Origin of the sequence: Paracoccus sp. TRP, from assembly GCF_000185925.1 — a bacterium.
Taxonomy (GTDB): Bacteria; Pseudomonadota; Alphaproteobacteria; order Rhodobacterales; family Rhodobacteraceae; genus Paracoccus; species Paracoccus kondratievae.
On the sequence record NZ_AEPN01000003.1, the window covers coordinates 42,878 to 61,531 of the forward strand.

The following is an 18,654-nucleotide window of genomic DNA, read 5'->3' on the forward strand; positions in this document are numbered from 1 at the left end:
CTATTGCGCCTGAACCTTGGCCTCGGCCAGCACATCATCAATGATCGCGCCCGCCGTTTCGACCGTTTCAGCCAGCCGCGCGGCCAGATCCTCAAGCGAGGCGGTGCCGGTCTCGCGCAGCAGAAATGCCTGCCCGCCCTTGCCAAGATTATCCATGTCGATTGGCCGGTCAGTCAGCAACCGCCCCGAACATTGCAGCCCCCAAAGAAAACGCCGGGCCGAAGCCAGTTTTTCCGCCTGATCACGCCCGATCAGCCCGGTTCGCGGCCCGATACGCAACTGTCCCTGTGCCGCCCGTACCGGAGAGCCGGCCTGCAATGCAAAACATTGCGCAAGCAATTCAATGTCCTGCAATCGACCGCGACCAATCTTGGCCTCCCACGCGCCATCGGGGGCTTTGGCGGCAAAGATCCGGGCTCGCATCTCGGCCAGGTCGGGCATCACGCGGGGGTCGGTGCCGCGGCTGCGCAAAACCTCGACCCGCAATGCTTCTACCTCATCGGCCAGTTCGTCAGCCTCTGCCCCGCAGCCGCCGATCACCCGGGCGCGGGTCAGGGCCAGATGTTCCCATGTCCATGCCTCGGTCATCTGGTAGTCGCGGAAGCTCTGCACCGAGGTCGCAACCGGTCCCTGCCGTCCCGAGGGACGCAGGCGCATATCGACCTCGAACAGCCGCCCGGCAGAGGTTGGCGCAGAAAGCGCCGTGATGACCGCCTGTGTAAGCCGGGCGTAATAGGCGCGCGCTGCCAAAGGCTTCGACCCATCGGAGGCATCCTGCCCGGCGGCATCATAGATAACGATCAGGTCAAGGTCGGACGAGGCGTTAAGCTGCCGCGCCCCAAGCGAGCCCATGCCCAGAACCACCGCCCCCCGACCCGGAGGGGGACCATGGCGGCGCGCGAACTCGGCCGCGACCACCGGGAACAACGCCGCGACCGCAGCATCGGCGATATCTGCATATTGCCCACCCGCCTCTTCGGCGCCGATCAGGCTGCGCAGATGGTGGACACCGATGCGGAACTGCCATTCATGCGCCCAGCGACGCGCTGCGTCGAGCGCCTGTTCATAGCCGCCACCCGGCGCGCCAAGCGCACTTGCCAGCATCTGCTCAAGCTGGCTGCGCAGCCCCACAACACCCGGCCATGCAACAAAAAAGCTGCCGCCAAGCACGGCATCCAGAACCTCGGGATGCTGGGCAAGGTAATGCGCAAGCCCGGGCGAGGTCGCGCAAATATCGACGATAAGGTCGATCAGCTGGGGATTGGCCTGAAACAACGAAAATATCTGCACGCCCGCCGGCAACCGCGCCAGAAAGGCATCAAACCGCGCCAGGGCCTCTTCGGCATGGGCAGCGGCGGTCAGCCGGGTCAGAAGCTCGGGTTCGATCCGGGCAAATATCTCGCGTCCCCGAACCGAGCGCAGGGCGGGATAGCTGCGCCAGCGGCCAACCATCGCCTCGGCCTCGGGCGAAAGCTCGGGTCGGGCTCGCTGTTCGCCGGGGGCAAAGAAATCACCGGTCAGCGCCTCGACCCGCGTCAGCCGGTCGGCGAGGCGGGTGCTCCAGGCCGAAGTGTCCCCGGCCCCCATCATCCGGGCGATGATGTCCAGCCCTTCGGCGGAATTCGGCAGTGAATGCGTCTGAGCGTCGTTCACCATCTGGATACGATGCTCGATCTCGCGGTGCTCGCGGTAATGGGCGGTCAGCTCTTTGGCCACTTCAGACGGGACCCAGCCTTTTTCGGCAAGCCGCGCCAGCCCCTCGACCGTGCCGCGCACCCGCAGGTCGGGATCGCGCCCACCGGCGATAAGCTGGCGGGTCTGGGTAAAGAATTCGATCTCGCGGATGCCGCCCTGCCCCAGCTTCATATTATGGCCGGGCACCTCGATGCGGCCATGCAGGCCCTTGTGATCGCGGATGCGCAGCCGCATGTCATGCGCGTCCTGAATGGTGGCAAAGTCGAGATGGCGCCGCCAGACAAAGGGACGCAGCTCACGCAGGAAACGTTCACCCGCGGCCAGATCCCCGGCGCAGGGCCGCGCCTTGATATAGGCGCTGCGTTCCCACGTCCGGCCCTCGGCCTCGTAATAGGCAAGCGCCGCCGAAACCGAGATGCAGACCGGGGTAACCGCCGCATCGGGCCGCAGTCGCAGATCGGTGCGAAAGACATAACCCTGATCGGTGTTGTCCGAGATCGTCGCTCCCGCCTTGCGGGTCGCGCGGATCAGGCAGGCGCGCGCCTCGTGCTGATCATCGGGGGAATAGACACTGTCATCATAAAGAACGATCAGGTCGATATCCGAGGAGTAATTCAGCTCTCCCGCGCCCATTTTGCCCATGGCAAGTGCCACGATCCCGCCCGCATCGGCATCGGTCGGGGGCAGTTTGCCGCGTGCCTGTTCGGCTGCGACATGGGCGCGCAACGCCAGATCAACAGCGCGGTCGGCCAGATCGGTCAGCGCGCCCGTCACCTGCTCCAGCCGCCAGACGCCGCCCAGATCGGCCAGCGCAGTCCACAGCGCCACCCTGCGCTTGGCGCGGCGCAGCGCCGGGCCAAGGGCGTCGGCGGTCAGCTCTTCGAACCCCGCCGTTTCGCGGGCAACGACATCCTCATGCGAAAGCGCATCGGCGAGCCAGTCCGCCTCGCGTTCGATCAGCCCGGCCAGATAGGGGCTGCAACCGGCGGCACCCTGGATCAGGTCGCCAAGCTGGGGATCGGCGATCCCGGTCGCCTGCAATGCGGACTGACCGCGAGCAGGATCGGCGGGAATGGGCAGGCGGGTGATGCGGGCAGCGAAATCCATATTCCGAACCTATCCGCCGCCCGCGCCGCGTCAATGCCGCCGGGTCACACTGGCCTGTTCAGTTCTTGAAGTTTTTCCCTGCTTGGCGTGCCCGGCAACTGTTGTTAGGCTCAGTCGAGGAGCAACCGACAGCAGAGTTCATGCCGCAGCCGATGCGCGCCGACCCGAAATTGACCCTTTCGCATGTGTCCGCAGGCGTGCCGTGCCCGGAGCGGCGGGGACGCGTCTGATGCGGCATAGTCTTCCACATGCGCCACAATTCTATGTGACGGCTCCGCAGCCCTGCCCCTATCTGCACGGCCGGGCCGAACGCAAGCTGTTCACGGCGCTGGCAGGCGATTCGGCCAATGAACTGAACAATGCCCTGTCGCGTCAGGGCTTTCGCCGTTCGCAGAACGTGCTGTACCGGCCCAGCTGCGAAAGCTGCGTAGCCTGCATGTCGGCCCGCATCCGGGTCGCGGATTTCGAACCTTCGCGCACCCAGCGTCGGGTGGCGCGCAAAAATGCCCATCTGCGCAGGCTGGCAACCAGTGCCTGGGCGACAGAGGAACAGTATGATCTGTTCCGCTCATATCTTGATGCGCGTCATGCCGATGGCGGCATGGCCGATATGGATATCTTTGAATTCGCTGCAATGATCGAGGAAACGCCGGTGCGCACCCGCGTCATCGAATATCGCGGCAATCAGGGCGACAAGGCCGGGGACGCTCCTTCTCAGGACACAGACCGGTTGGTGGCCGTCTGCCTGACCGACGTCCTGGATGACGGGCTGAGCCTCGTCTACAGCTTCTATGATCCGACGCTGGAAAACCTCAGCCTGGGCACGCATATCATCCTTGATCATATCGAACTGGCGCGCAGCTCGGGCCTGCCCTTTGTCTATCTGGGCTATTGGGTGCCGGGCAGCCGCAAGATGGATTACAAGGCCAAATTCGCGGCGCTTGAGATTTACAAGGGCGGCGTCTGGCAGCCCATCGGCGACCCGGCGCAGCACAGTTCGGACATTCACCCCCTGTCCATCGACCCGATAGTCGAACAGGTGGCCCGCATCAGCCTGCCCCCCAGCCGGCGGTGATTGCCGAAACTGCGGCTTATTCGCAAGAATATTTCAATATTCCGCATCCAGGGGTCATTTTCTTGGATAATCGCCATTGACCCTGTCGCGCTGCGCCCATAGTTTCCCGCGACGCGGCGGGGGAAAATCCCTGTCGTGCTGTAATTCAGAAATGGAGAATGGGCATGTCCCGACAGATGACGGGTGCGAGGATGGTTATCGAAGCTCTGCGCGATCAGGGCGTCGATACGGTATTCGGCTATCCGGGCGGGGCAGTACTACCCATTTATGACGAGCTTTTCCAACAGAACGACATCAAGCACATTCTGGTCCGCCACGAACAGGGCGCGGTTCATATGGCCGAAGGCTATGCCCGCTCGACCGGCAAGCCGGGGGTTGTTCTGGTCACCTCAGGTCCCGGGGCGACAAATGCTGTCACCGGCCTGACCGATGCGCTGATGGATTCGATCCCGATCGTCGTTCTGTCCGGGCAGGTTCCGACCTTTCTGATCGGCACCGACGGCTTTCAAGAGGCCGATACCATCGGCATCACCCGCCCCTGCACCAAGCATAACTGGCTGGTGAAAGAGACGGACGAGCTGTCGGCGACGATTCACAAGGCTTTCCATATCGCGACTTCGGGACGTCCGGGGCCGGTTCTGGTCGATATCCCCAAGGACGTGCAATTCGCCACCGGCGAATATGTCGGGCCAAAGCAGATCGAGACGCCCAGCTATCAGCCGGCGAAAAAAGGTGATCTCGCCACCATCACCCGGCTGGTTGAGCTGATGGAAACAGCCGAGCGCCCGATTTTTTACACTGGCGGCGGCGTCATCAACTCGGGCACCGGGGCCAGCCAACTGCTGCGCGAACTGGTGGATGCGACGGGCTTTCCGATTACGTCGACGCTGATGGGACTCGGCGCCTATCCGGCCTCGGGCAAGGGCTGGATCGGCATGTTGGGGATGCACGGTCTTTATGAGGCCAACATGGCCATGCATGACTGCGATCTGATGATCGCGGTGGGGGCGCGTTTCGACGACCGCATCACTGGTCGGGTCGCTGATTTCAGCCCCGGCTCGGTCAAGGCGCAGATAGATATCGACCCCAGTTCGATCAACAAGGTCATCCATGTCGACCTGCCCATCGTCGGCGATGTCGGCCATGTGCTCGAAGATCTGCTGAAGGTCTGGAAGGCACGCGGGCGCAAGTCGAACGCCCCGGGCCTGCAAGCCTGGTGGGCGCAGATCGAGCAGTGGAAGGCACGCGACTGCCTTGCCTATCGCAACTCGGACCAGGTCATCAAACCGCAATACGCGTTGCAAAGGCTGCAGGCGCTGACGGCGAGCCGCAACCCCTATATCACGACCGAGGTCGGCCAGCATCAGATGTGGGCCGCGCAGTTCCTGCATTTCGAAGATCCGAATCACTGGATGACCTCGGGCGGGCTGGGGACCATGGGCTATGGGTTGCCCGCCTCGATCGGGGTGCAGGTCGCCCATCCGGATGCGCTGGTGATCAACGTCGCCGGCGAGGCAAGCTGGCTGATGAACATGCAGGAAATGGCGACGGCAGTGCAGTTCCGCGCCCCGGTCAAGCAGTTCATCCTGAACAACGAACGTCTGGGCATGGTCCGCCAATGGCAGCAACTGCTGCATGGCGAGCGCTATAGCCAAAGCTGGTCGGAAAGCCTGCCCGATTTCGTCAAGCTGGCCGAGGCCTTTGGCTGTGCAGGCCGCACGGTTTCGGACCCGGCCGAGCTGGACGCAGCCATTCAGGAAATGCTCGATTACGATGGCCCCTTCATCCTGGATGTGCTGGTTGAAAAACACGAGAACTGCTTCCCGATGATCCCTTCGGGCAAGCCGCATAACGAAATGCTCTTGGGCGAAGCTTCAACCGAAGGCGCCATCACCGGCGCCGGCGCGGCGCTGGTCTGAGGTTTGGGAGAAGAAAATGGCGGCACTAAACATCCAGAAGGGCGCATCGAGCCATTCGGCCTATGACCTGCGCGACCCGAACACTCAGGTGATCGAAAGCCACACCCTTGCCGTGTTGGTCGAGAACGAACCGGGCGTCCTGGCACGTGTTATCGGCCTGTTCTCGGGCCGTGGCTACAACATCGACAGCCTGACCGTGGCCGAGGTTGATCACCTTGGCCACCGCTCGCGCATCACCATTGTAACGCGCGGCACCCCGGCAGTGATCGAACAGATCAAGGCGCAACTGGGCCGCATCGTCCCTGTCCACGAAGTCCACGACCTGACCGTCGAAGGCCCCAGCGTCGAACGTGAGCTGGGCCTTTTCAAGGTCACGAGCAAGGGCGACAAGCGCGTCGAGGCGCTGCGCATCGCCGAAATCTTTCGCGCCAGCGTCGTTGATTCGACGCTGGAGAGCTTTGTTTTCGAGATCACCGGCACGCCTGAAAAGCTGGATGCCTTTGCCGAGTTGATGCGCCCTCTGGGCCTGTCAGATCAGGCCCGCACCGGGGTGGCCGCGCTTGCGCGCGGCGCCTGATCCCCGATCCTGTCAGTGAGCGGCTGCAACCTTTAGCGGCCGCTCTTTCAGCCCTTCTCCATCTGTCCCGGCAATCACCCGCAGAACAGGACGGGCAGGAACCGTCTTTTCGCTCATCTCACGCAAAAGAGCAGGCAACTCGCAGCGGCGATTGCCAGCGACCAGGCTGACCGCACGGGCGTGGCGCAGATCGGCCACCTCATCAACCTCAAGCTCGACCAGATCGCCTGCTTCGGGCCATTCGGCCGGAATGACCAGATTCTCTTTGCCCTGCAAATAGGCCAAGGCACCGTGGTCCTCGCACCAGATCACGGCCTTTTCTCTCGTCGGGCTGCTCCACAGAATAACACCAATCATGAAAACTCCTCAACGAACCCTGCCCGACAGAAAGGAGGGGACTCAACTGCGCAGGAGCCTATGGGCAATTTCTCGCTCACGAAAGCAAATTCTCGCAGAACCACCAGTTTAGGGGCTCTTTTGCCAAGGGCTTGTGTCTTTTCAGCAGATCACCTGCGCAATAATGACGACAGCCCTTCATATCTCTGAGCAAATCGTCGATTTTCCAATACAAAATTACATGAGATCATAGTTGCGGCGCCGGCCGGTCAACGCACCCGGCCAGCGCGATGATCGGCCACGGCCCGGGCAACTTGCGACATTCGGGCCGCGCGCGACGGGTGGGTGCCTAAAATCTTGTCCCCCGGATCGGGAATGCGGGCAAAGAACTGGGCACCATGTTCAGGGTCAAAGCCTGCATTCAGTGCGATGATCGCACCAAGGTAGTCAGCCTCTAATTCCCATTCCTTGGAATAGTAGCGGGCGCCGAATTGCGCGCCGAAATCCTGCGCCGTGCGGATAACGTTGTCATCGCCACCATAGGCGCTGGCAAGCCCACCAAGAATTACCGCCCCCACCGTCGCCGCACTGGTCTTGCGGTTGATATGACCAAGGATGTGGTGGCTGGCCTCATGTCCGATGACAAAGGCCAGTTCATCCGCGTTCCGCGCCTCACCGATCAGCGACAGGGTAAAGCCTATGATCGGCCGTCCGGTCGAATCGACGGTCTGGAAGGCGTTCGGCTCTAGCCCCGAACGGTCATCGACGACAAACTGGAAATCGCAGTTGATCGGCTGGGTGCGGCGCTGGACGCATTCACGTTCGACCGCAGGCTCCATACGGCTGATGACCGAAACAAAGGCGCGGGCCGAAGCCGAGGCATTGGGTGCCGTCGCTGGCGCGGGTGTGATCGCGGGCTGTGATCCCGAAGCGCCCGGCGCACCGGGCGGCACCACAGGTGCGGCGGCGCAACCAGCCAGCACCAGTACGATTGCCGCGACCCCCTGCCACGCCTTTATCATCCGTCTGCCCTGCCTCATAATCACATTTCGCACCACTCTAGCCGTGCCAATCGCCGGTAGCCAAGCCCCGGGGTTGCCTGGGCATAAATATCACGCGATTGTTGAGAAACGCTGAACGAGAAGGGTACCCTATGTTCACCATCGAACATGATTTCGACGCCACCGTCATCACCCTGATCGACGAGCTGCCAGAGGAAGAGGCAGGCTCTCGCCCCCTTAACGAAGATGTGGTCATCCAGAGTTTCGAAGACCGGGTGGTGATCGAGCAGTTCGACCCCGACACCGGAGAGCTTGCCCAGATCGTCATGACCATCGAGCAGCTTGAGGAATTGCGCGCCGCGCTGAACCTGCCCGAGGGGAATTACCGGCTGCAGCGCGGCTAATCGAGGCGAAATATCTTGTCGCGGCCGGTTGCCCCACGCACCAGCACCAGCCGCGATTTAGCCACGCCCAACGCCTTGGCCAGCAGCTTGACCACAGCGGCATTGGCCTTGCCGTCCTCGGGCACGGTGGTGACGGTGACGCGGATCGTCTCTCCGTCCAGGATCACCGCATTGCGCGAGGCACGCGGCGTGACGCGCACCGCGATTTGGGTCCCCGGTTGGGCAAGGTGGCTCAGATCGGTCATGGTCCCGTTGAACCCGCAGACGAGGAAAAAGGCAATGCCGTCTGGCATCGGCCTATCGCTGTGGCTATCTCAGGATCTGACCCGCGCGAAACAGACGAGAGCCCGATGCAATATTCTGACCCTGCCACCCTCGCCTTCCTGCGCAGCCGCCGCTCGCATCCGCCCAAGCTGCTGGCCGGCCCTGCGCCCGCGCGTGATGAGCTGTTGGCGCTGTTGGAGATCGCAGCACGCGTGCCCGACCATGGCAAGCTTGAGCCCTGGCGCTTTATCGTCCTTGGGCGCGAGACGCTGGATCGCCTGGCCCCTCTGGTGGCCGAGCATGTGCTGGCCAAAGGCGGCGATGAGGCTGCGGCGGAAAAGGCGCGCTCGGCCTTTGGCTCTCCGCTGATCGTGGCGGTGGTTTCGGCCCCGGTCGAAAGCCCAAAAATCCCGGAATGGGAGCAGTTTCTTTCAGCCGGGGCGGTCTGCCTGCAACTGCTGAACGCAAGCCTTGCGGCGGGCTATGGCGCTGCATGGCTGACCGGGCCGGCGACTGATCCCGACTTTGCCCGCGAGCATCTGGGCCTTGCCGAGAATGAGCGTGTGGCCGGCCTGATCCACATCGGCCGGCGCGGGTCCGCCCCGCCTGACCGCCCGCGCCCGGATGTGGCTGCCAGGACGAGCTTTCTTTGATGGTGCTGCGCGCACTTTTCCTCGCCTGGAGCGACCTGATGCGGCCGCGCATCTTTGGCGTTGTGCTGCTGGGGGTTGGATTGACGCTTGCGCTGTTTGTGGCGCTGCAGGCCGGAACCTTTTGGGCGATCCGCATCTTTGCGCCCGAACAGATCAGCCTGCCCTGGATCGGGGCGGTACCGCTGGCTCCTGCCTTGTCATGGAGCTCGCTGCTGCTTTTCCCGATCATGAGCATATTCCTGATGGCCCCGGTGGCAGCAGGCTTTTCGGGCCTTTTCGCTGAGCGGGTCTCAGAAGCGGTCGAGGAAACCCATTACCCTGCCGCCCGCGGTCTGCCGGTCGATTTCTGGGACGGGCTGTTGGAATCGCTTGCGGTGATGGGGGCGGTGATCCTCGTCACGCTTGTGACGCTGGTGCTCACGCCATTCCTCGGGCCACTGGCTTCGGTGCTGTATTATGGCGGCAACGGCTGGCTTCTGGGCCGTGAGTTCTTTCAGATGGCGGCGCGCCGTCATCTGCACGAGCCGCAGGCCACGGCACTGCGTCGCAGACTGACCCCGCAGGCAACGGCGCTGGGGGTACTGATTGCGGCGCTGTTAACCGTGCCACTGCTGAATATCGTTGTTCCAGTGCTGGCGGCGGCGGGTTTTACCCACCTCTATCATCTCAGCGCGTCCAGGCGTCCAGATCTGCGCGGGTGATCACCCCGGCGATGATGACATAAGCGATCGCAGCCCAGATCAGCGTCGCGATTATCGTCGCCCACAGCGCCTTTTTCTTCAGCTTGGGTTCATGGGGGGCGCCGGCGGGGGTGCCGGGCGTTACCTGCCCGACATCAGCCTGACTCTGCTGGCCAAAGGGCAAGAGCACGAACAGCACCAAAAACCACAATACGGCATAAAGAACGATGCCCCCGGTCAGACTCATCAGACTTGCTCCAGTTCGATCAGGCAGCCGTTGAAATCCTTGGGATGCAGGAACAGCACCGGCTTGCCATGGGCGCCGGTCTTGGGCTCTCCGTCACCCAGAACGCGCGCGCCTTCGGCCCTGAGCCGATCACGCGCGGCAAGGATATCCTCGACCTCAAAGCACATATGATGGATGCCGCCCGAAGGGTTCTTTTCCAAAAACCCCCTGATCGGACTGTTCCCGCCCAAAGGGTAAAGCAGCTCGATCTTGGTATTCGGCAATTCGATGAAAACGACGGTCACGCCATGATCCGGCTCGTCCTGCGGTGCGCCGACCTTGGCACCCAGAGTGTTGGCGTATTGCGCGGCTGCGGCCTGCAGGTCAGGCACGGCGATGGCGACATGGTTCAGGCGTCCGATCATCACTTCCTCCGTCATTTGCGCCCTTCTAGGCCCATGAGGCGGCGGGGGAAAGGAAAACAAGGCGTCGTTAACTGCATCTTAAGCGAATCGGCCCATCTTCGGACCAGAAGGAGCTTTCCAGTCAGGATTTTTGCGATGATCGAACAGGAACTGATTGGCGTGCACGAAATCTCTCCCTGGCGCGCCGCCACGCCCAACCGACCGTTGAACGGTCTCACCGTACTGGTGGTCGAGGATTCGCGTGTCGCCTGCGAAGCGATGCGCTTGCTCTGCCTGCGCTCCGGCGCTCGTATTCGTCGGGCCGACAGCATCCGTTCGGCCCTGCGACATCTGCAAACCTATCGCCCCGATGTAGTCATCATTGACATGGGTCTGCCCGATGGTGACGGCGCAGACATGATCGCCACCATCAGCCACAGCACACAAAAGGTACCAGTGGTCCTCGGCATTTCGGGCGACCCTCAGAACCGCGAAGCTGCGCTCCGCGCCGGTGCCGACGGCTTTCTGGCGAAGCCGATCGAGAATCTCGCGGTGTTCCAGCAGGCGATTCTTGCTGCCCTGCCGCCCGAGGCACAGCCGCAGGGGCTGCGCTCACTCCCAAACGAAGTGATTGCAGCCGATGCACAGGCGCTGCGCGAGGATCTGACCCATGTCGCCGATGTGCTGGCCCGCGCCGGTGACACCGCCGCCATCGACTATATCGCACGGTTTCTGGCAGGGGTGGCGCGTTCCGCCCATGACCGGATGCTTGAGGATGCGGCGACCGCACTCGCGCGCGGCCACGCACAGGGACAGGCACTCGCCACCGATCTGGCACGTATCAGCGGCCTTGTGCAGGACCGGCTGGCCGAGGCGCGGATATCCTGACCGTCTACGGCCCGGTCAGCACGGCAAGGCTTTGACGCTGCCTGCCTTGGGCGTCAAAATTCCCGGGGTGCAGCCATGCCTGATGCGCGCGGGCCAATCGTGGCCAGTCATGATTGATAATGGCGAACCAGGCGGTGTCACGATTGCGGCCTTTGGTAACCATATGCTGGCGAAAGACCCCTTCATAGGTAAAGCCATAGCGCAGAGCCGCGCGGCGGGAAGGAGCATTCAGCGCATCGCATTTCCACTCAACCCGACGATAGCCGGCGTCAAAGGCCCATCCAATCATCAACGAGATCGCCTCGGTCACCGCGGGGGTGCGCTGCATCGCAGGAGAGATCTGGATATGGCCGATTTCGATCACGCCATTGGCCCTGTCGATACGCAGAAACGCGGCAAGGCCGCCGATACCGTTCCCCGACCGCTCACGCAGGGCATATAGGAACGGGTCCTGCCTGGCAGCCATTTCGGCCTGCCAGCCGCGATAGGCGTCAAGATCGGCAAACGGGCCATAGCCCATATAGTCCCATACCCAGTCATGCCCCTGGTTGGCAGCAAACAACCCGTCAGCGTGGCGGTCGGGATCAAGACGCTCAAGCTGGACATAGCGCCCCTCGATCATTGCGGGTCCGGGTGCAGGCGGCGGGGTAAAGTCGGGAACGGCTGGTCCGACCGGGCGCGGTGCCTGACGCTGGCCGGCTTTGGTGCCGGGATCAGCAACAACCACCGCGTGAGAGCCGGGCGGTGTCAAAGAGGCGGAAACGTCAGACCGTCCATCGACCGGCTGGCGCGGATTGCTCAGGGAATCATCAGGCATGGGCTAAGCTCCCTCACAGGCTCAGGCCAGCATCCCCGGATCGCTGCCCAGTTCAAGCCCGGGAAAGATGGTGCGTTCCAGCTTGTCACGCTCGATCCCGAAAAGCCCGTGCATTGCCCAAGCGGCATAGGCGCGAATGTCCCGGGTCGGCATGAGGTCACGCCCGGCGTAAAGCTGACCCTCGCCCAGCCCCGGCCAGTCGCCAAAGGCGTGACCGCCCCGGATGGCTCCACCGGCCATCAGCAGCGCGCCGCCCGTGCCATGATCGGTGCCACCCGACCCGTTCTCGCGCGCGGTGCGGCCAAACTCGGTCATAGCCAGAACGGCGGTGCTCTGCCAGTTCGGCCCCAGCCCCTCGCGCAGTTTCAGGATCGCAGCCGCCAGCCGGTCAAGTGCCCGGCCCAGAACAGCGGACTGGCTGGCGTGACTGTCCCAGCCCGGGATCGAAAAAGCGGCGATCCGGCTTTCAGCGTTCAGCCGGCTGGCGGCAAAGGCGGCCAGCGCCTGAGCATCCGCCGTCGGGCCGCGCATCTTGCCGATATCCGAAACCTCGCCGCTGATCTGCATCGCCCCCTGGGCCGCATCCCGGAACAGCGGATCATCGTGATAGACATGCTCAAGCAGCATCTGCGCCTGCGGCGAAAGCGTCAGCGATGCTTGAGGTGCCCAGCTAAGATGTGCGGCCTTGCCGGTCAGGATCTTCATCTGCTCGACACCCACGGAATAGGCCGTCTCGGCACTGGTTCCGGGCATCACCTGCAGCATCCGGTTCAGCCATCCGCCCACCTGACGATCCACCGGCAGGTCATTGCCGGTCCCGGCCTCCAGCACGTCCTGACCGTCAAAATGGCTGCGTTTGTCGCGATAGGGGGTCGAAACCGCATGAGCAAAGGCAAGCTCCCCTTTTTGCCAAAGAGGCAGCAGCGGTTCTAGCCGCGGGTGCAGCGCATAGAACCCGTCCAGGTCCAGCGCGCCATTATCTGGGCCAACCGAAAGATTGCGGCGCAGCTTGCGCAGCATCGGATCACCATAAGGCTGGATCGCATCCAGCCCGTCCATGGCGCCGCGCAGGATAATAACCACCAGCCGGTTATCGCCGGGCAGCGCCGCGAAGGTGATCGAGTTCATCAGCGGATGCGCCGCAGCCGAGCAGCCAAGCAGCGCCGTTCCCTTCAGAAACAGGCGTCGATCCATTTTCAGCATCCGCCCCCTCCTATCGCCGGTTGAAATCGCCCGAGGCGAGGATCAGCGCCACACCCTCGGCTGCGGATTCGGCCTTGGGCACCGCCCAGGCAAGCTCTGCCGACTGGGTCCCGCCAAAGGCCGAAACCAGCATTTCGCGCGGATCCGGCAGCTCTTTCAGCAGCATGCGCGGAACCTGCAACGACCAGTTGATGCGGGCGGCCAGCGTCTGCGGCGCGATCCATGCCTCGACCTCTTCAGGCCAGCCGTCCGGCCCTTTGGCCTGCCACCATGGTTGCCCCATGGAACGGATCGGCTCCCAGACTGCGCGGTTGAAGACCTTTCGATCAAGGGCGGCCAGATCTTTGCCCCGCACCCCAAGCGCCCGCAGCCCTGCCACGCAATAGTCAAAAGGCTGACGCACCTTCTTGCGCAGATTCGAGGCCAGATCCGGGTGGGTGACGAGCACGCGATAGACCTGCGGCAGATCGCCCCCGGTCGCGCGCCAGGTTGCCGCCATCGCCTCGACCAGATCTTGGGAGGGGTCGTCCGAAACGAAATGCACCGCCAGCTTGCGCGACAGATATTGCGCGGTCTCAGGCCGGCGGGCGATATCGCGAAAGGCGGCGCGGATATCGTCCAGCCCGCCGCGCCGGCCGCCGCCATAGCTTTTGCCCAGCACCGTTTCGGCCCCAGGCTCGACCCAGGCCTGCTGAAAAGCAAAGCCGCCTTTGTGCGAAAAGCTAAGCCCGGTCAACAGCTCGGCCAGTTCACGCACGTCCTTTTGCTCATAGCCGGCGCTGACCCCCATCGAGTGCAGCTCAAGCGCCTCGCGTGCAAGGTTCTCGTTCAGGCCAAGGTGACGCTCGGGCCGGCGCTTGGCCAGAACCGAGTTCGGCCCCCGGCTGGAGATCTGATCCAGATAGACCAGCATCATCGGATGGGTGTCGGCGGCAAAGAACATGTCCTCGAACCGGCCGTTCACATAAGGACGGATCGCCTCGTCCTGAAAGGTCATGGAAAGACCGTAATGCACCCGATTGATGGCGCGTACAGTGAAATGGTCACTCCAGAACTGTACCAGCCTTTCGCCAAAGCCGACCGGATCATCGACCGCGCGGACCACCCGCCGCCGCAAATCCTCGATCGGCATGGAGGCAAGTTGCTGTTCAGCTTCCTTAGAACCGGGCGGTTCAGGCTTGCCGCTGCGCCGGGCGACAACACCGGCGCGAAAGCTCAGCGCGATCTGGCTTGCTTCGGCAGTAGTCATCGCCGCGGGGTCGGGACCGGAGCGCGCAACGCTGGCCAGCACCGTCTCGGCGTCAGCGGGCGGAGGGGTCAGCGGCGACAGACCAAAGCCCAGACGGATCGCCGCCAGCTCGGGAAAACCAAAGCTCATGCACACATCCTTGCCGGGGAAACACCCCCTGCGCGGATGTATCGCATGATCGCGGGCTAAGGTCAGTTCACGCTTTCTTCAGCATGCGGCATCGCGGCAAAGGCCCGCCGATGCCGCATGGCAAGGGATCATTCGCGAGGCAGGACACGCAGGCGCAGTTCGCGCAATTGCTCGTTCGCAGGCTCGCTTGGTGCGCCCATCATCAGGTCTTCGGCCCGCTGGTTCATCGGGAACATGATGACCTCACGGATGTTCACCTCATCCGCCAGCAGCATCACGATCCGGTCGATGCCCGCCGCGCAGCCACCGTGCGGAGGAGCGCCATAACGGAACGCCTTGACCATGCCGCCAAAGCGCCGCTCGACCTCATCCCGGCCATAGCCGGCCAGCTCAAAGGCGCGGAACATGATTTCAGGACGATGGTTACGGATCGCGCCCGAGATCAGCTCATAGCCGTTGCAGGCAAGGTCATATTGATAACCCTTGACCTCCAGCGGATCGCCATCAAGCGCCTCAAGCCCGCCCTGCGGCATCGAGAAGGGGTTGTGGCTGAAGTCGATCTTGCCGTCCTCGCCCTTCTCATACATCGGAAAGTCGACGATCCAGGCGAATTTGAACTGGTTCTCATCAATCAGGCCCAGTTCGCGGCCAATCTCGTTGCGGGCGCGGCCTGCGACAGCTTCAAAGGTCTCGGGTCGGCCGCCCAGGAAAAAGACGGCATCGCCTTCGCCCAGCCCCAGCTGCTCGCGGATCGCCTCGGTCCGCTCATGACCCAGCGCCTTGGCGATGGGGCCAGCCGCCTCGGTCGAGCCGTCATCGGCCTTGCGCCAGAAAATGTAACCCATGCCGGGCAGGCCCTGCTGCTGGGCATAGGCGTTCATGCGGTCGGCAAATTTACGCGACCCGCCGCCGGGTGCGGGAATGGCGCGGACCTCGGTGCCGTCCTGTTCAAGCAGTTTGGCAAAGATACCAAAGCCCGAGCCGCGGAAATGTTCGCTGACCACCTGCATCTCGATGGGGTTGCGCAGGTCAGGCTTGTCAGAGCCATATTTCAGCATCGCCTCGGCATAAGGAATGCGCGGCCAGTCAGAATCGACACGACGACCGCCGCCAAAGGTCTCGAACAGCCCCTGAATGACCGGCTGAACGGCGTTAAAGACGTCCTCCTGCTCGACAAAGGACATCTCGACGTCCAGCTGATAGAAATCAGTGGGCGAGCGGTCAGCACGCGGGTCTTCGTCGCGGAAGCAGGGCGCGATCTGGAAGTATCTGTCAAAGCCCGCGACCATGATCAGCTGTTTGAACTGCTGCGGGGCCTGCGGCAGGGCGTAGAACTTGCCCGGATGCAGACGCGAGGGCACGAGGAAGTCGCGCGCGCCCTCGGGCGACGATGCGGTGATGATCGGCGTCTGGAACTCGGTGAACCCTGCATCCCACATCGCATCGCGCAGCCATTTGATGACGCGCGAACGCAGCATGATGTTATTGTGCAGGCTGTCGCGGCGCAGATCGAGAAAGCGATACGCCAGGCGCGTTTCCTCGGGGTATTCCTGATCGCCGAACACCGGCAGCGGCAGATCCTCGGCCGGGCCCAGAACCTCCATCGCGGTGGCATAGACCTCGACCTCGCCGGTGGGAAGCCTGGGGTTGACGAGCGAGGGATCGCGCAGCTTGACCTTGCCGTCGATGCGGATGACCGTCTCGGCCCGCAGCCGCTCAAGCGCCGCAAAAGCGGGCGAGTCGCTGTCGGCAATCACCTGGGTGATGCCGTAATGGTCGCGCAGGTCGATGAACAGGACGCCCCCGTGGTCGCGGACCCGGTGGACCCAACCGGACAAACGAACCTCGTTTCCGGCGGCAGCGGCGGTCAGCTCGCCGCAGGTATGGCTGCGATAGACGCTCATCATTCTTCCCCTTGCGTGTCGGCGATGCATCAACCGCGCCACGCGGGGGAAGTCAAGCAATCAGAATGGCCGCACCACGTTGCCAGAGTAGAAATATACCCCCATTCCGACCGCAAAGAGCACATTCCCGGCCACCGCATGCAGCACCCAGGCCGCCGGAAAGCCGCGTCGGACATAGGCATAGGCAAAGACCCAGCCCCCCAGAAAGGTCAGGATCGCCACCACCCACGACCAGTACATCAGATGGGCAAAGGAAAAGACCGCCGCGTTCAGAATGATCGCCGCCTGCCCCGACGGCAAAAGCGCGCCGTAGCGGTGAAAGAACAGCGGGCGAAAGATCAGCTCTTGCGGCAAAGCCGACACCAGCGGGTAAAGGCACCAGATCATCAGCAGAACATGGGGACGCAACCATATGAGGCGAAAGATCGACTCGGGGCTGGTCACCCACAATATCGCCACGCTGACGATCAGCGTGACCAGCGCAACAAGGCCGATCCCGCCCCATGGCAGGCTGCCCCATCCATGGACAAGGCCGCGCCAGTGAAAGCCGCCGGTCCGCCACAGCAGCAAAAGCCCCGCAATGCTGAACACCGCGAGCGCCTGAAACAGCAGGCGCCCGGGCATGAACAACGCGATAACCAGCGGCGCCCCGAAATAGAGCGCCAGAAACTCGGCCCAAAGCAGGCCTCGGTTTACTGCAGCCGCAGGTTCAGCCATTTCCGCCACTGCGCGGGCGAACCCGCAAAGACGTTCAGATCGACATTCCCGCGAATGCCCGGCACAACCCCGGTCCCGGTATATTGCCAGAAGGTGTAGCGCTGGCCGGGATAGACCAGACGCGGATGTCCCGCGACCGAGCGCAGCCAGAACTCTTCGGACCATGAGGCCAGGTTGTTGTCACGATAGAAATCGACCGTCGTGTAGATGATCGGCCGCTGGCCGTAATGGCGGTGCAGGATATCCTTGAAAATCCGGGCCTCGCGCAGAACCTCATCGCTTGGCGGGCGGCGCGGGCAGGTTTTCGAGGGGGTCCACTCCAGATCCACCACCGGCGGCATGGCACCACGCTCTCTCGGCACGTTGGCGATGAACCACGCCGCCTGTTCCGCACCCGAGCGGCAGAAGTAGAAGTAGTGGTAGGCGCCGCGCGGAATCCGGGCCTGCGCGGCCTCATACCAATAGCGGCGGAAGTTCGGGTCGGCATGGTCGCCACCTTCGGTCGCCTTGATAAAGGCAAAGCTGACGCCCGAGCCACGGACGCGGCCCCAGTCGATATCGCCCTGATAGCGGGAAATATCGATGCCATGCACCAGATGGTCATAGGGATGCCCACCCACCCAGGGATGCGGTGCGGTATCACCGAATTGCGGTCCGCGCCCCTGTCCTGCCATCACGGCCGGGCCGCTGGACGGACCACGTCCACAGGACGCCAGCGCCACCAGCATCAAAACCGTCAACAACTTGCTCAAAAGCTTCATTTCTGCCCTCGCGCCCCGCGCGCTGTCGCGCGCCATGTCTTTGCGCCTGTGACCGGCGCTTCCCTGCCCTTATCGCAAAGGCGCGAGGCTCTGTCACGATGGCGTGACGGTCACGAGTTTGTCAGGCACATTGTGGCCGATCTGCATCGCTGCACGCACACAAGCCCCGCGCATCAAAAGATCCTCGGCCGGGCCCCTTCGGGGTCATCAACATGCCAGAACCCTGCCGCACCCGGCGGCAACTGGTCCAGAGCCCGCTGAAAATCGGCCGCATTCACATAACGGCGCATGGTCCATGCCACCGCCTCGATGGCACTATCGGGCGTCAGGTTGTGATGCGGCCGGACCTGCTGCGCCTCGCGCGTCATCGTCGCGCGGTCGGCAAAGGGGGGCGGTTCCGCCTCTGGCCGCCAGCCCGCGACAAAGATCGCGCGGGGAATCGCTGGCAGGACCGAGGCAAAATCCAGACCCTGCTGCGCAGTGAGTCGCCGACGAAAGACCTGCAGGACCCCATCCAGCGCCGTATAGGCGCTGTTATCCGAGACGAGGTCCATCCGATCCTTCAGATCGTCCAGAATCGCCCGCCACTCTTTCGAGGCATGGCGATAGGTCCATGGCATGGGCATCAGCGCCTCCCTTGCAGCT

Annotated in this window: 20 protein-coding genes; 7 read left to right on the forward strand and 13 right to left on the reverse strand. The window is 63.1% G+C overall.

Going from position 1 to position 18,654, the window contains the following annotated elements:
* On the reverse strand, positions 1 to 2,802 hold the full coding sequence (locus tag PARACOCCUSGL_RS0102640) for a glutamine-synthetase adenylyltransferase (protein WP_010392762.1): 2,802 nt from the start codon (positions 2,800 to 2,802) through the stop codon (positions 1 to 3).
* A gap of 229 nt (positions 2,803 to 3,031) precedes the next feature.
* Between PARACOCCUSGL_RS0102640 and PARACOCCUSGL_RS0102645 the strand changes: the two genes are divergently transcribed.
* From PARACOCCUSGL_RS0102645 to ilvN, 3 genes are all read left to right on the forward strand, one after another.
* Positions 3,032 to 3,877 carry an arginyltransferase gene (locus PARACOCCUSGL_RS0102645; RefSeq protein WP_010392764.1) on the forward strand — a complete coding sequence of 282 codons (846 nt, stop codon included), beginning with the start codon at positions 3,032 to 3,034 and terminating at the stop codon, positions 3,875 to 3,877.
* Between the two features lie 164 nt (positions 3,878 to 4,041).
* On the forward strand, positions 4,042 to 5,796 hold the full coding sequence (locus PARACOCCUSGL_RS0102650; protein ID WP_010392765.1) for an acetolactate synthase 3 large subunit: 1,755 nt from the start codon (positions 4,042 to 4,044) through the stop codon (positions 5,794 to 5,796).
* Between the two features lie 16 nt (positions 5,797 to 5,812).
* Positions 5,813 to 6,373, forward strand: a complete 561-nt coding sequence (gene ilvN / locus PARACOCCUSGL_RS0102655) for an acetolactate synthase small subunit (protein WP_010392768.1) — start codon at positions 5,813 to 5,815, stop codon at positions 6,371 to 6,373.
* A 12-nt stretch (positions 6,374 to 6,385) separates the two neighbouring features.
* Here the strand turns inward: ilvN and PARACOCCUSGL_RS0102660 are convergent, their stop codons facing one another.
* Positions 6,386 to 6,730: a hypothetical protein gene (locus PARACOCCUSGL_RS0102660; RefSeq protein ID WP_010392771.1), complete on the reverse strand. Its 345-nt coding sequence runs from the start codon at positions 6,728 to 6,730 to the stop codon at positions 6,386 to 6,388.
* A gap of 248 nt (positions 6,731 to 6,978) precedes the next feature.
* Positions 6,979 to 7,731: a M48 family metalloprotease gene (locus tag PARACOCCUSGL_RS0102665; RefSeq protein WP_010392773.1), complete on the reverse strand. Its 753-nt coding sequence runs from the start codon at positions 7,729 to 7,731 to the stop codon at positions 6,979 to 6,981.
* A 131-nt stretch (positions 7,732 to 7,862) separates the two neighbouring features.
* Here PARACOCCUSGL_RS0102665 and PARACOCCUSGL_RS0102670 point away from each other — a divergent pair, with 131 nt between their 5' ends.
* A complete protein-coding gene (locus tag PARACOCCUSGL_RS0102670; RefSeq protein WP_010392774.1) occupies positions 7,863 to 8,114 on the forward strand; it encodes a hypothetical protein in 252 nt (83 codons plus the stop codon).
* Here the strand turns inward: PARACOCCUSGL_RS0102670 and PARACOCCUSGL_RS0102675 are convergent.
* Positions 8,111 to 8,359, reverse strand: coding sequence for a DUF167 domain-containing protein (locus tag PARACOCCUSGL_RS0102675; protein WP_029371382.1), 249 nt, complete (start codon positions 8,357 to 8,359; stop codon positions 8,111 to 8,113). The genes PARACOCCUSGL_RS0102670 and PARACOCCUSGL_RS0102675 overlap by 4 nt on opposite strands.
* A gap of 105 nt (positions 8,360 to 8,464) precedes the next feature.
* Here PARACOCCUSGL_RS0102675 and PARACOCCUSGL_RS0102680 point away from each other — a divergent pair, with 105 nt between their 5' ends.
* Positions 8,465 to 9,031: a nitroreductase gene (locus PARACOCCUSGL_RS0102680; RefSeq protein WP_010392777.1), complete on the forward strand. Its 567-nt coding sequence runs from the start codon at positions 8,465 to 8,467 to the stop codon at positions 9,029 to 9,031.
* Entirely contained in the window at positions 9,031 to 9,732 is a 702-nt protein-coding gene (locus PARACOCCUSGL_RS0102685) for an EI24 domain-containing protein (RefSeq protein WP_010392778.1), read from the forward strand. Before PARACOCCUSGL_RS0102680 ends, PARACOCCUSGL_RS0102685 begins: the two co-directional genes overlap by 1 nt.
* Here the strand turns inward: PARACOCCUSGL_RS0102685 and PARACOCCUSGL_RS0102690 are convergent.
* Both PARACOCCUSGL_RS0102690 and mce read right to left on the reverse strand, forming a co-directional pair.
* Entirely contained in the window at positions 9,698 to 9,958 is a 261-nt protein-coding gene (locus PARACOCCUSGL_RS0102690) for a DUF1467 family protein (RefSeq protein WP_010392779.1), read from the reverse strand. The genes PARACOCCUSGL_RS0102685 and PARACOCCUSGL_RS0102690 overlap by 35 nt on opposite strands.
* Positions 9,958 to 10,362, reverse strand: coding sequence for a methylmalonyl-CoA epimerase (gene mce, locus PARACOCCUSGL_RS0102695; RefSeq protein WP_010392780.1), 405 nt, complete (start codon positions 10,360 to 10,362; stop codon positions 9,958 to 9,960). Before mce ends, PARACOCCUSGL_RS0102690 begins: the two co-directional genes overlap by 1 nt.
* A 135-nt stretch (positions 10,363 to 10,497) precedes the next feature.
* On the opposite strand from mce, the gene PARACOCCUSGL_RS0102700 reads away from it, so the two are divergent.
* Positions 10,498 to 11,229, forward strand: a complete 732-nt coding sequence (locus PARACOCCUSGL_RS0102700) for a response regulator (RefSeq protein WP_010392781.1) — start codon at positions 10,498 to 10,500, stop codon at positions 11,227 to 11,229.
* 4 nt (positions 11,230 to 11,233) lie between these two features.
* Here the strand turns inward: PARACOCCUSGL_RS0102700 and PARACOCCUSGL_RS20220 are convergent, their stop codons facing one another.
* The 7 genes from PARACOCCUSGL_RS20220 to PARACOCCUSGL_RS0102735 form a co-directional block, all read right to left on the reverse strand.
* Positions 11,234 to 12,046, reverse strand: a complete 813-nt coding sequence (locus PARACOCCUSGL_RS20220) for a GNAT family N-acetyltransferase (protein WP_010392782.1) — start codon at positions 12,044 to 12,046, stop codon at positions 11,234 to 11,236.
* 21 nt (positions 12,047 to 12,067) lie between these two features.
* Entirely contained in the window at positions 12,068 to 13,249 is a 1,182-nt protein-coding gene (locus PARACOCCUSGL_RS0102710; RefSeq protein WP_010392783.1) for a DUF1501 domain-containing protein, read from the reverse strand.
* Positions 13,250 to 13,259: 10 nt separating this feature from the next.
* Positions 13,260 to 14,627 (reverse strand): DUF1800 family protein, encoded by a 1,368-nt coding sequence (locus PARACOCCUSGL_RS0102715; protein WP_010392785.1) that lies wholly within the window; start codon positions 14,625 to 14,627, stop codon positions 13,260 to 13,262.
* Between the two features lie 128 nt (positions 14,628 to 14,755).
* Positions 14,756 to 16,531: an aspartate--tRNA ligase gene (gene aspS, locus PARACOCCUSGL_RS0102720; RefSeq protein WP_010392786.1), complete on the reverse strand. Its 1,776-nt coding sequence runs from the start codon at positions 16,529 to 16,531 to the stop codon at positions 14,756 to 14,758.
* 60 nt (positions 16,532 to 16,591) lie between these two features.
* Entirely contained in the window at positions 16,592 to 17,248 is a 657-nt protein-coding gene (locus PARACOCCUSGL_RS0102725; protein WP_010392789.1) for a type II CAAX prenyl endopeptidase Rce1 family protein, read from the reverse strand.
* Positions 17,224 to 18,045: a GH25 family lysozyme gene (locus tag PARACOCCUSGL_RS0102730; RefSeq protein ID WP_010392792.1), complete on the reverse strand. Its 822-nt coding sequence runs from the start codon at positions 18,043 to 18,045 to the stop codon at positions 17,224 to 17,226. The genes PARACOCCUSGL_RS0102725 and PARACOCCUSGL_RS0102730 overlap by 25 nt, the downstream gene beginning before the upstream one ends.
* 137 nt (positions 18,046 to 18,182) lie before the next feature.
* The gene (locus tag PARACOCCUSGL_RS0102735; protein WP_010392794.1) at positions 18,183 to 18,635 is read right to left on the reverse strand and encodes a DUF2267 domain-containing protein; all 453 of its coding nucleotides are present in this window, start codon (positions 18,633 to 18,635) and stop codon (positions 18,183 to 18,185) included.
* Positions 18,636 to 18,654 lie beyond the last annotated feature (19 nt).

What these genes read in the sequence shown, in the direction of transcription:
- PARACOCCUSGL_RS0102640 (WP_010392762.1), bottom strand. Translation starts at nt 2,802, where the DNA reads ATGGATTTCGCTGCCCGCATCACCCGCCTGCCCATTCCCGCCGATCCT.
- PARACOCCUSGL_RS0102645 (WP_010392764.1), top strand. Translation starts at nt 3,032, where the DNA reads ATGCGGCATAGTCTTCCACATGCGCCACAATTCTATGTGACGGCTCCG.
- PARACOCCUSGL_RS0102650 (WP_010392765.1), top strand. Translation starts at nt 4,042, where the DNA reads ATGTCCCGACAGATGACGGGTGCGAGGATGGTTATCGAAGCTCTGCGC.
- ilvN (WP_010392768.1), top strand. Translation starts at nt 5,813, where the DNA reads ATGGCGGCACTAAACATCCAGAAGGGCGCATCGAGCCATTCGGCCTAT.
- PARACOCCUSGL_RS0102660 (WP_010392771.1), bottom strand. Translation starts at nt 6,730, where the DNA reads ATGATTGGTGTTATTCTGTGGAGCAGCCCGACGAGAGAAAAGGCCGTG.
- PARACOCCUSGL_RS0102665 (WP_010392773.1), bottom strand. Translation starts at nt 7,731, where the DNA reads ATGATAAAGGCGTGGCAGGGGGTCGCGGCAATCGTACTGGTGCTGGCT.
- PARACOCCUSGL_RS0102670 (WP_010392774.1), top strand. Translation starts at nt 7,863, where the DNA reads ATGTTCACCATCGAACATGATTTCGACGCCACCGTCATCACCCTGATC.
- PARACOCCUSGL_RS0102675 (WP_029371382.1), bottom strand. Translation starts at nt 8,359, where the DNA reads ATGACCGATCTGAGCCACCTTGCCCAACCGGGGACCCAAATCGCGGTG.
- PARACOCCUSGL_RS0102680 (WP_010392777.1), top strand. Translation starts at nt 8,465, where the DNA reads ATGCAATATTCTGACCCTGCCACCCTCGCCTTCCTGCGCAGCCGCCGC.
- PARACOCCUSGL_RS0102685 (WP_010392778.1), top strand. Translation starts at nt 9,031, where the DNA reads ATGGTGCTGCGCGCACTTTTCCTCGCCTGGAGCGACCTGATGCGGCCG.
- PARACOCCUSGL_RS0102690 (WP_010392779.1), bottom strand. Translation starts at nt 9,958, where the DNA reads ATGAGTCTGACCGGGGGCATCGTTCTTTATGCCGTATTGTGGTTTTTG.
- mce (WP_010392780.1), bottom strand. Translation starts at nt 10,362, where the DNA reads ATGATCGGACGCCTGAACCATGTCGCCATCGCCGTGCCTGACCTGCAG.
- PARACOCCUSGL_RS0102700 (WP_010392781.1), top strand. Translation starts at nt 10,498, where the DNA reads ATGATCGAACAGGAACTGATTGGCGTGCACGAAATCTCTCCCTGGCGC.
- PARACOCCUSGL_RS20220 (WP_010392782.1), bottom strand. Translation starts at nt 12,046, where the DNA reads ATGCCTGATGATTCCCTGAGCAATCCGCGCCAGCCGGTCGATGGACGG.
- PARACOCCUSGL_RS0102710 (WP_010392783.1), bottom strand. Translation starts at nt 13,249, where the DNA reads ATGCTGAAAATGGATCGACGCCTGTTTCTGAAGGGAACGGCGCTGCTT.
- PARACOCCUSGL_RS0102715 (WP_010392785.1), bottom strand. Translation starts at nt 14,627, where the DNA reads ATGAGCTTTGGTTTTCCCGAGCTGGCGGCGATCCGTCTGGGCTTTGGT.
- aspS (WP_010392786.1), bottom strand. Translation starts at nt 16,531, where the DNA reads ATGAGCGTCTATCGCAGCCATACCTGCGGCGAGCTGACCGCCGCTGCC.
- PARACOCCUSGL_RS0102725 (WP_010392789.1), bottom strand. Translation starts at nt 17,248, where the DNA reads ATGGCTGAACCTGCGGCTGCAGTAAACCGAGGCCTGCTTTGGGCCGAG.
- PARACOCCUSGL_RS0102730 (WP_010392792.1), bottom strand. Translation starts at nt 18,045, where the DNA reads ATGGCGCGCGACAGCGCGCGGGGCGCGAGGGCAGAAATGAAGCTTTTG.
- PARACOCCUSGL_RS0102735 (WP_010392794.1), bottom strand. Translation starts at nt 18,635, where the DNA reads ATGCCCATGCCATGGACCTATCGCCATGCCTCGAAAGAGTGGCGGGCG.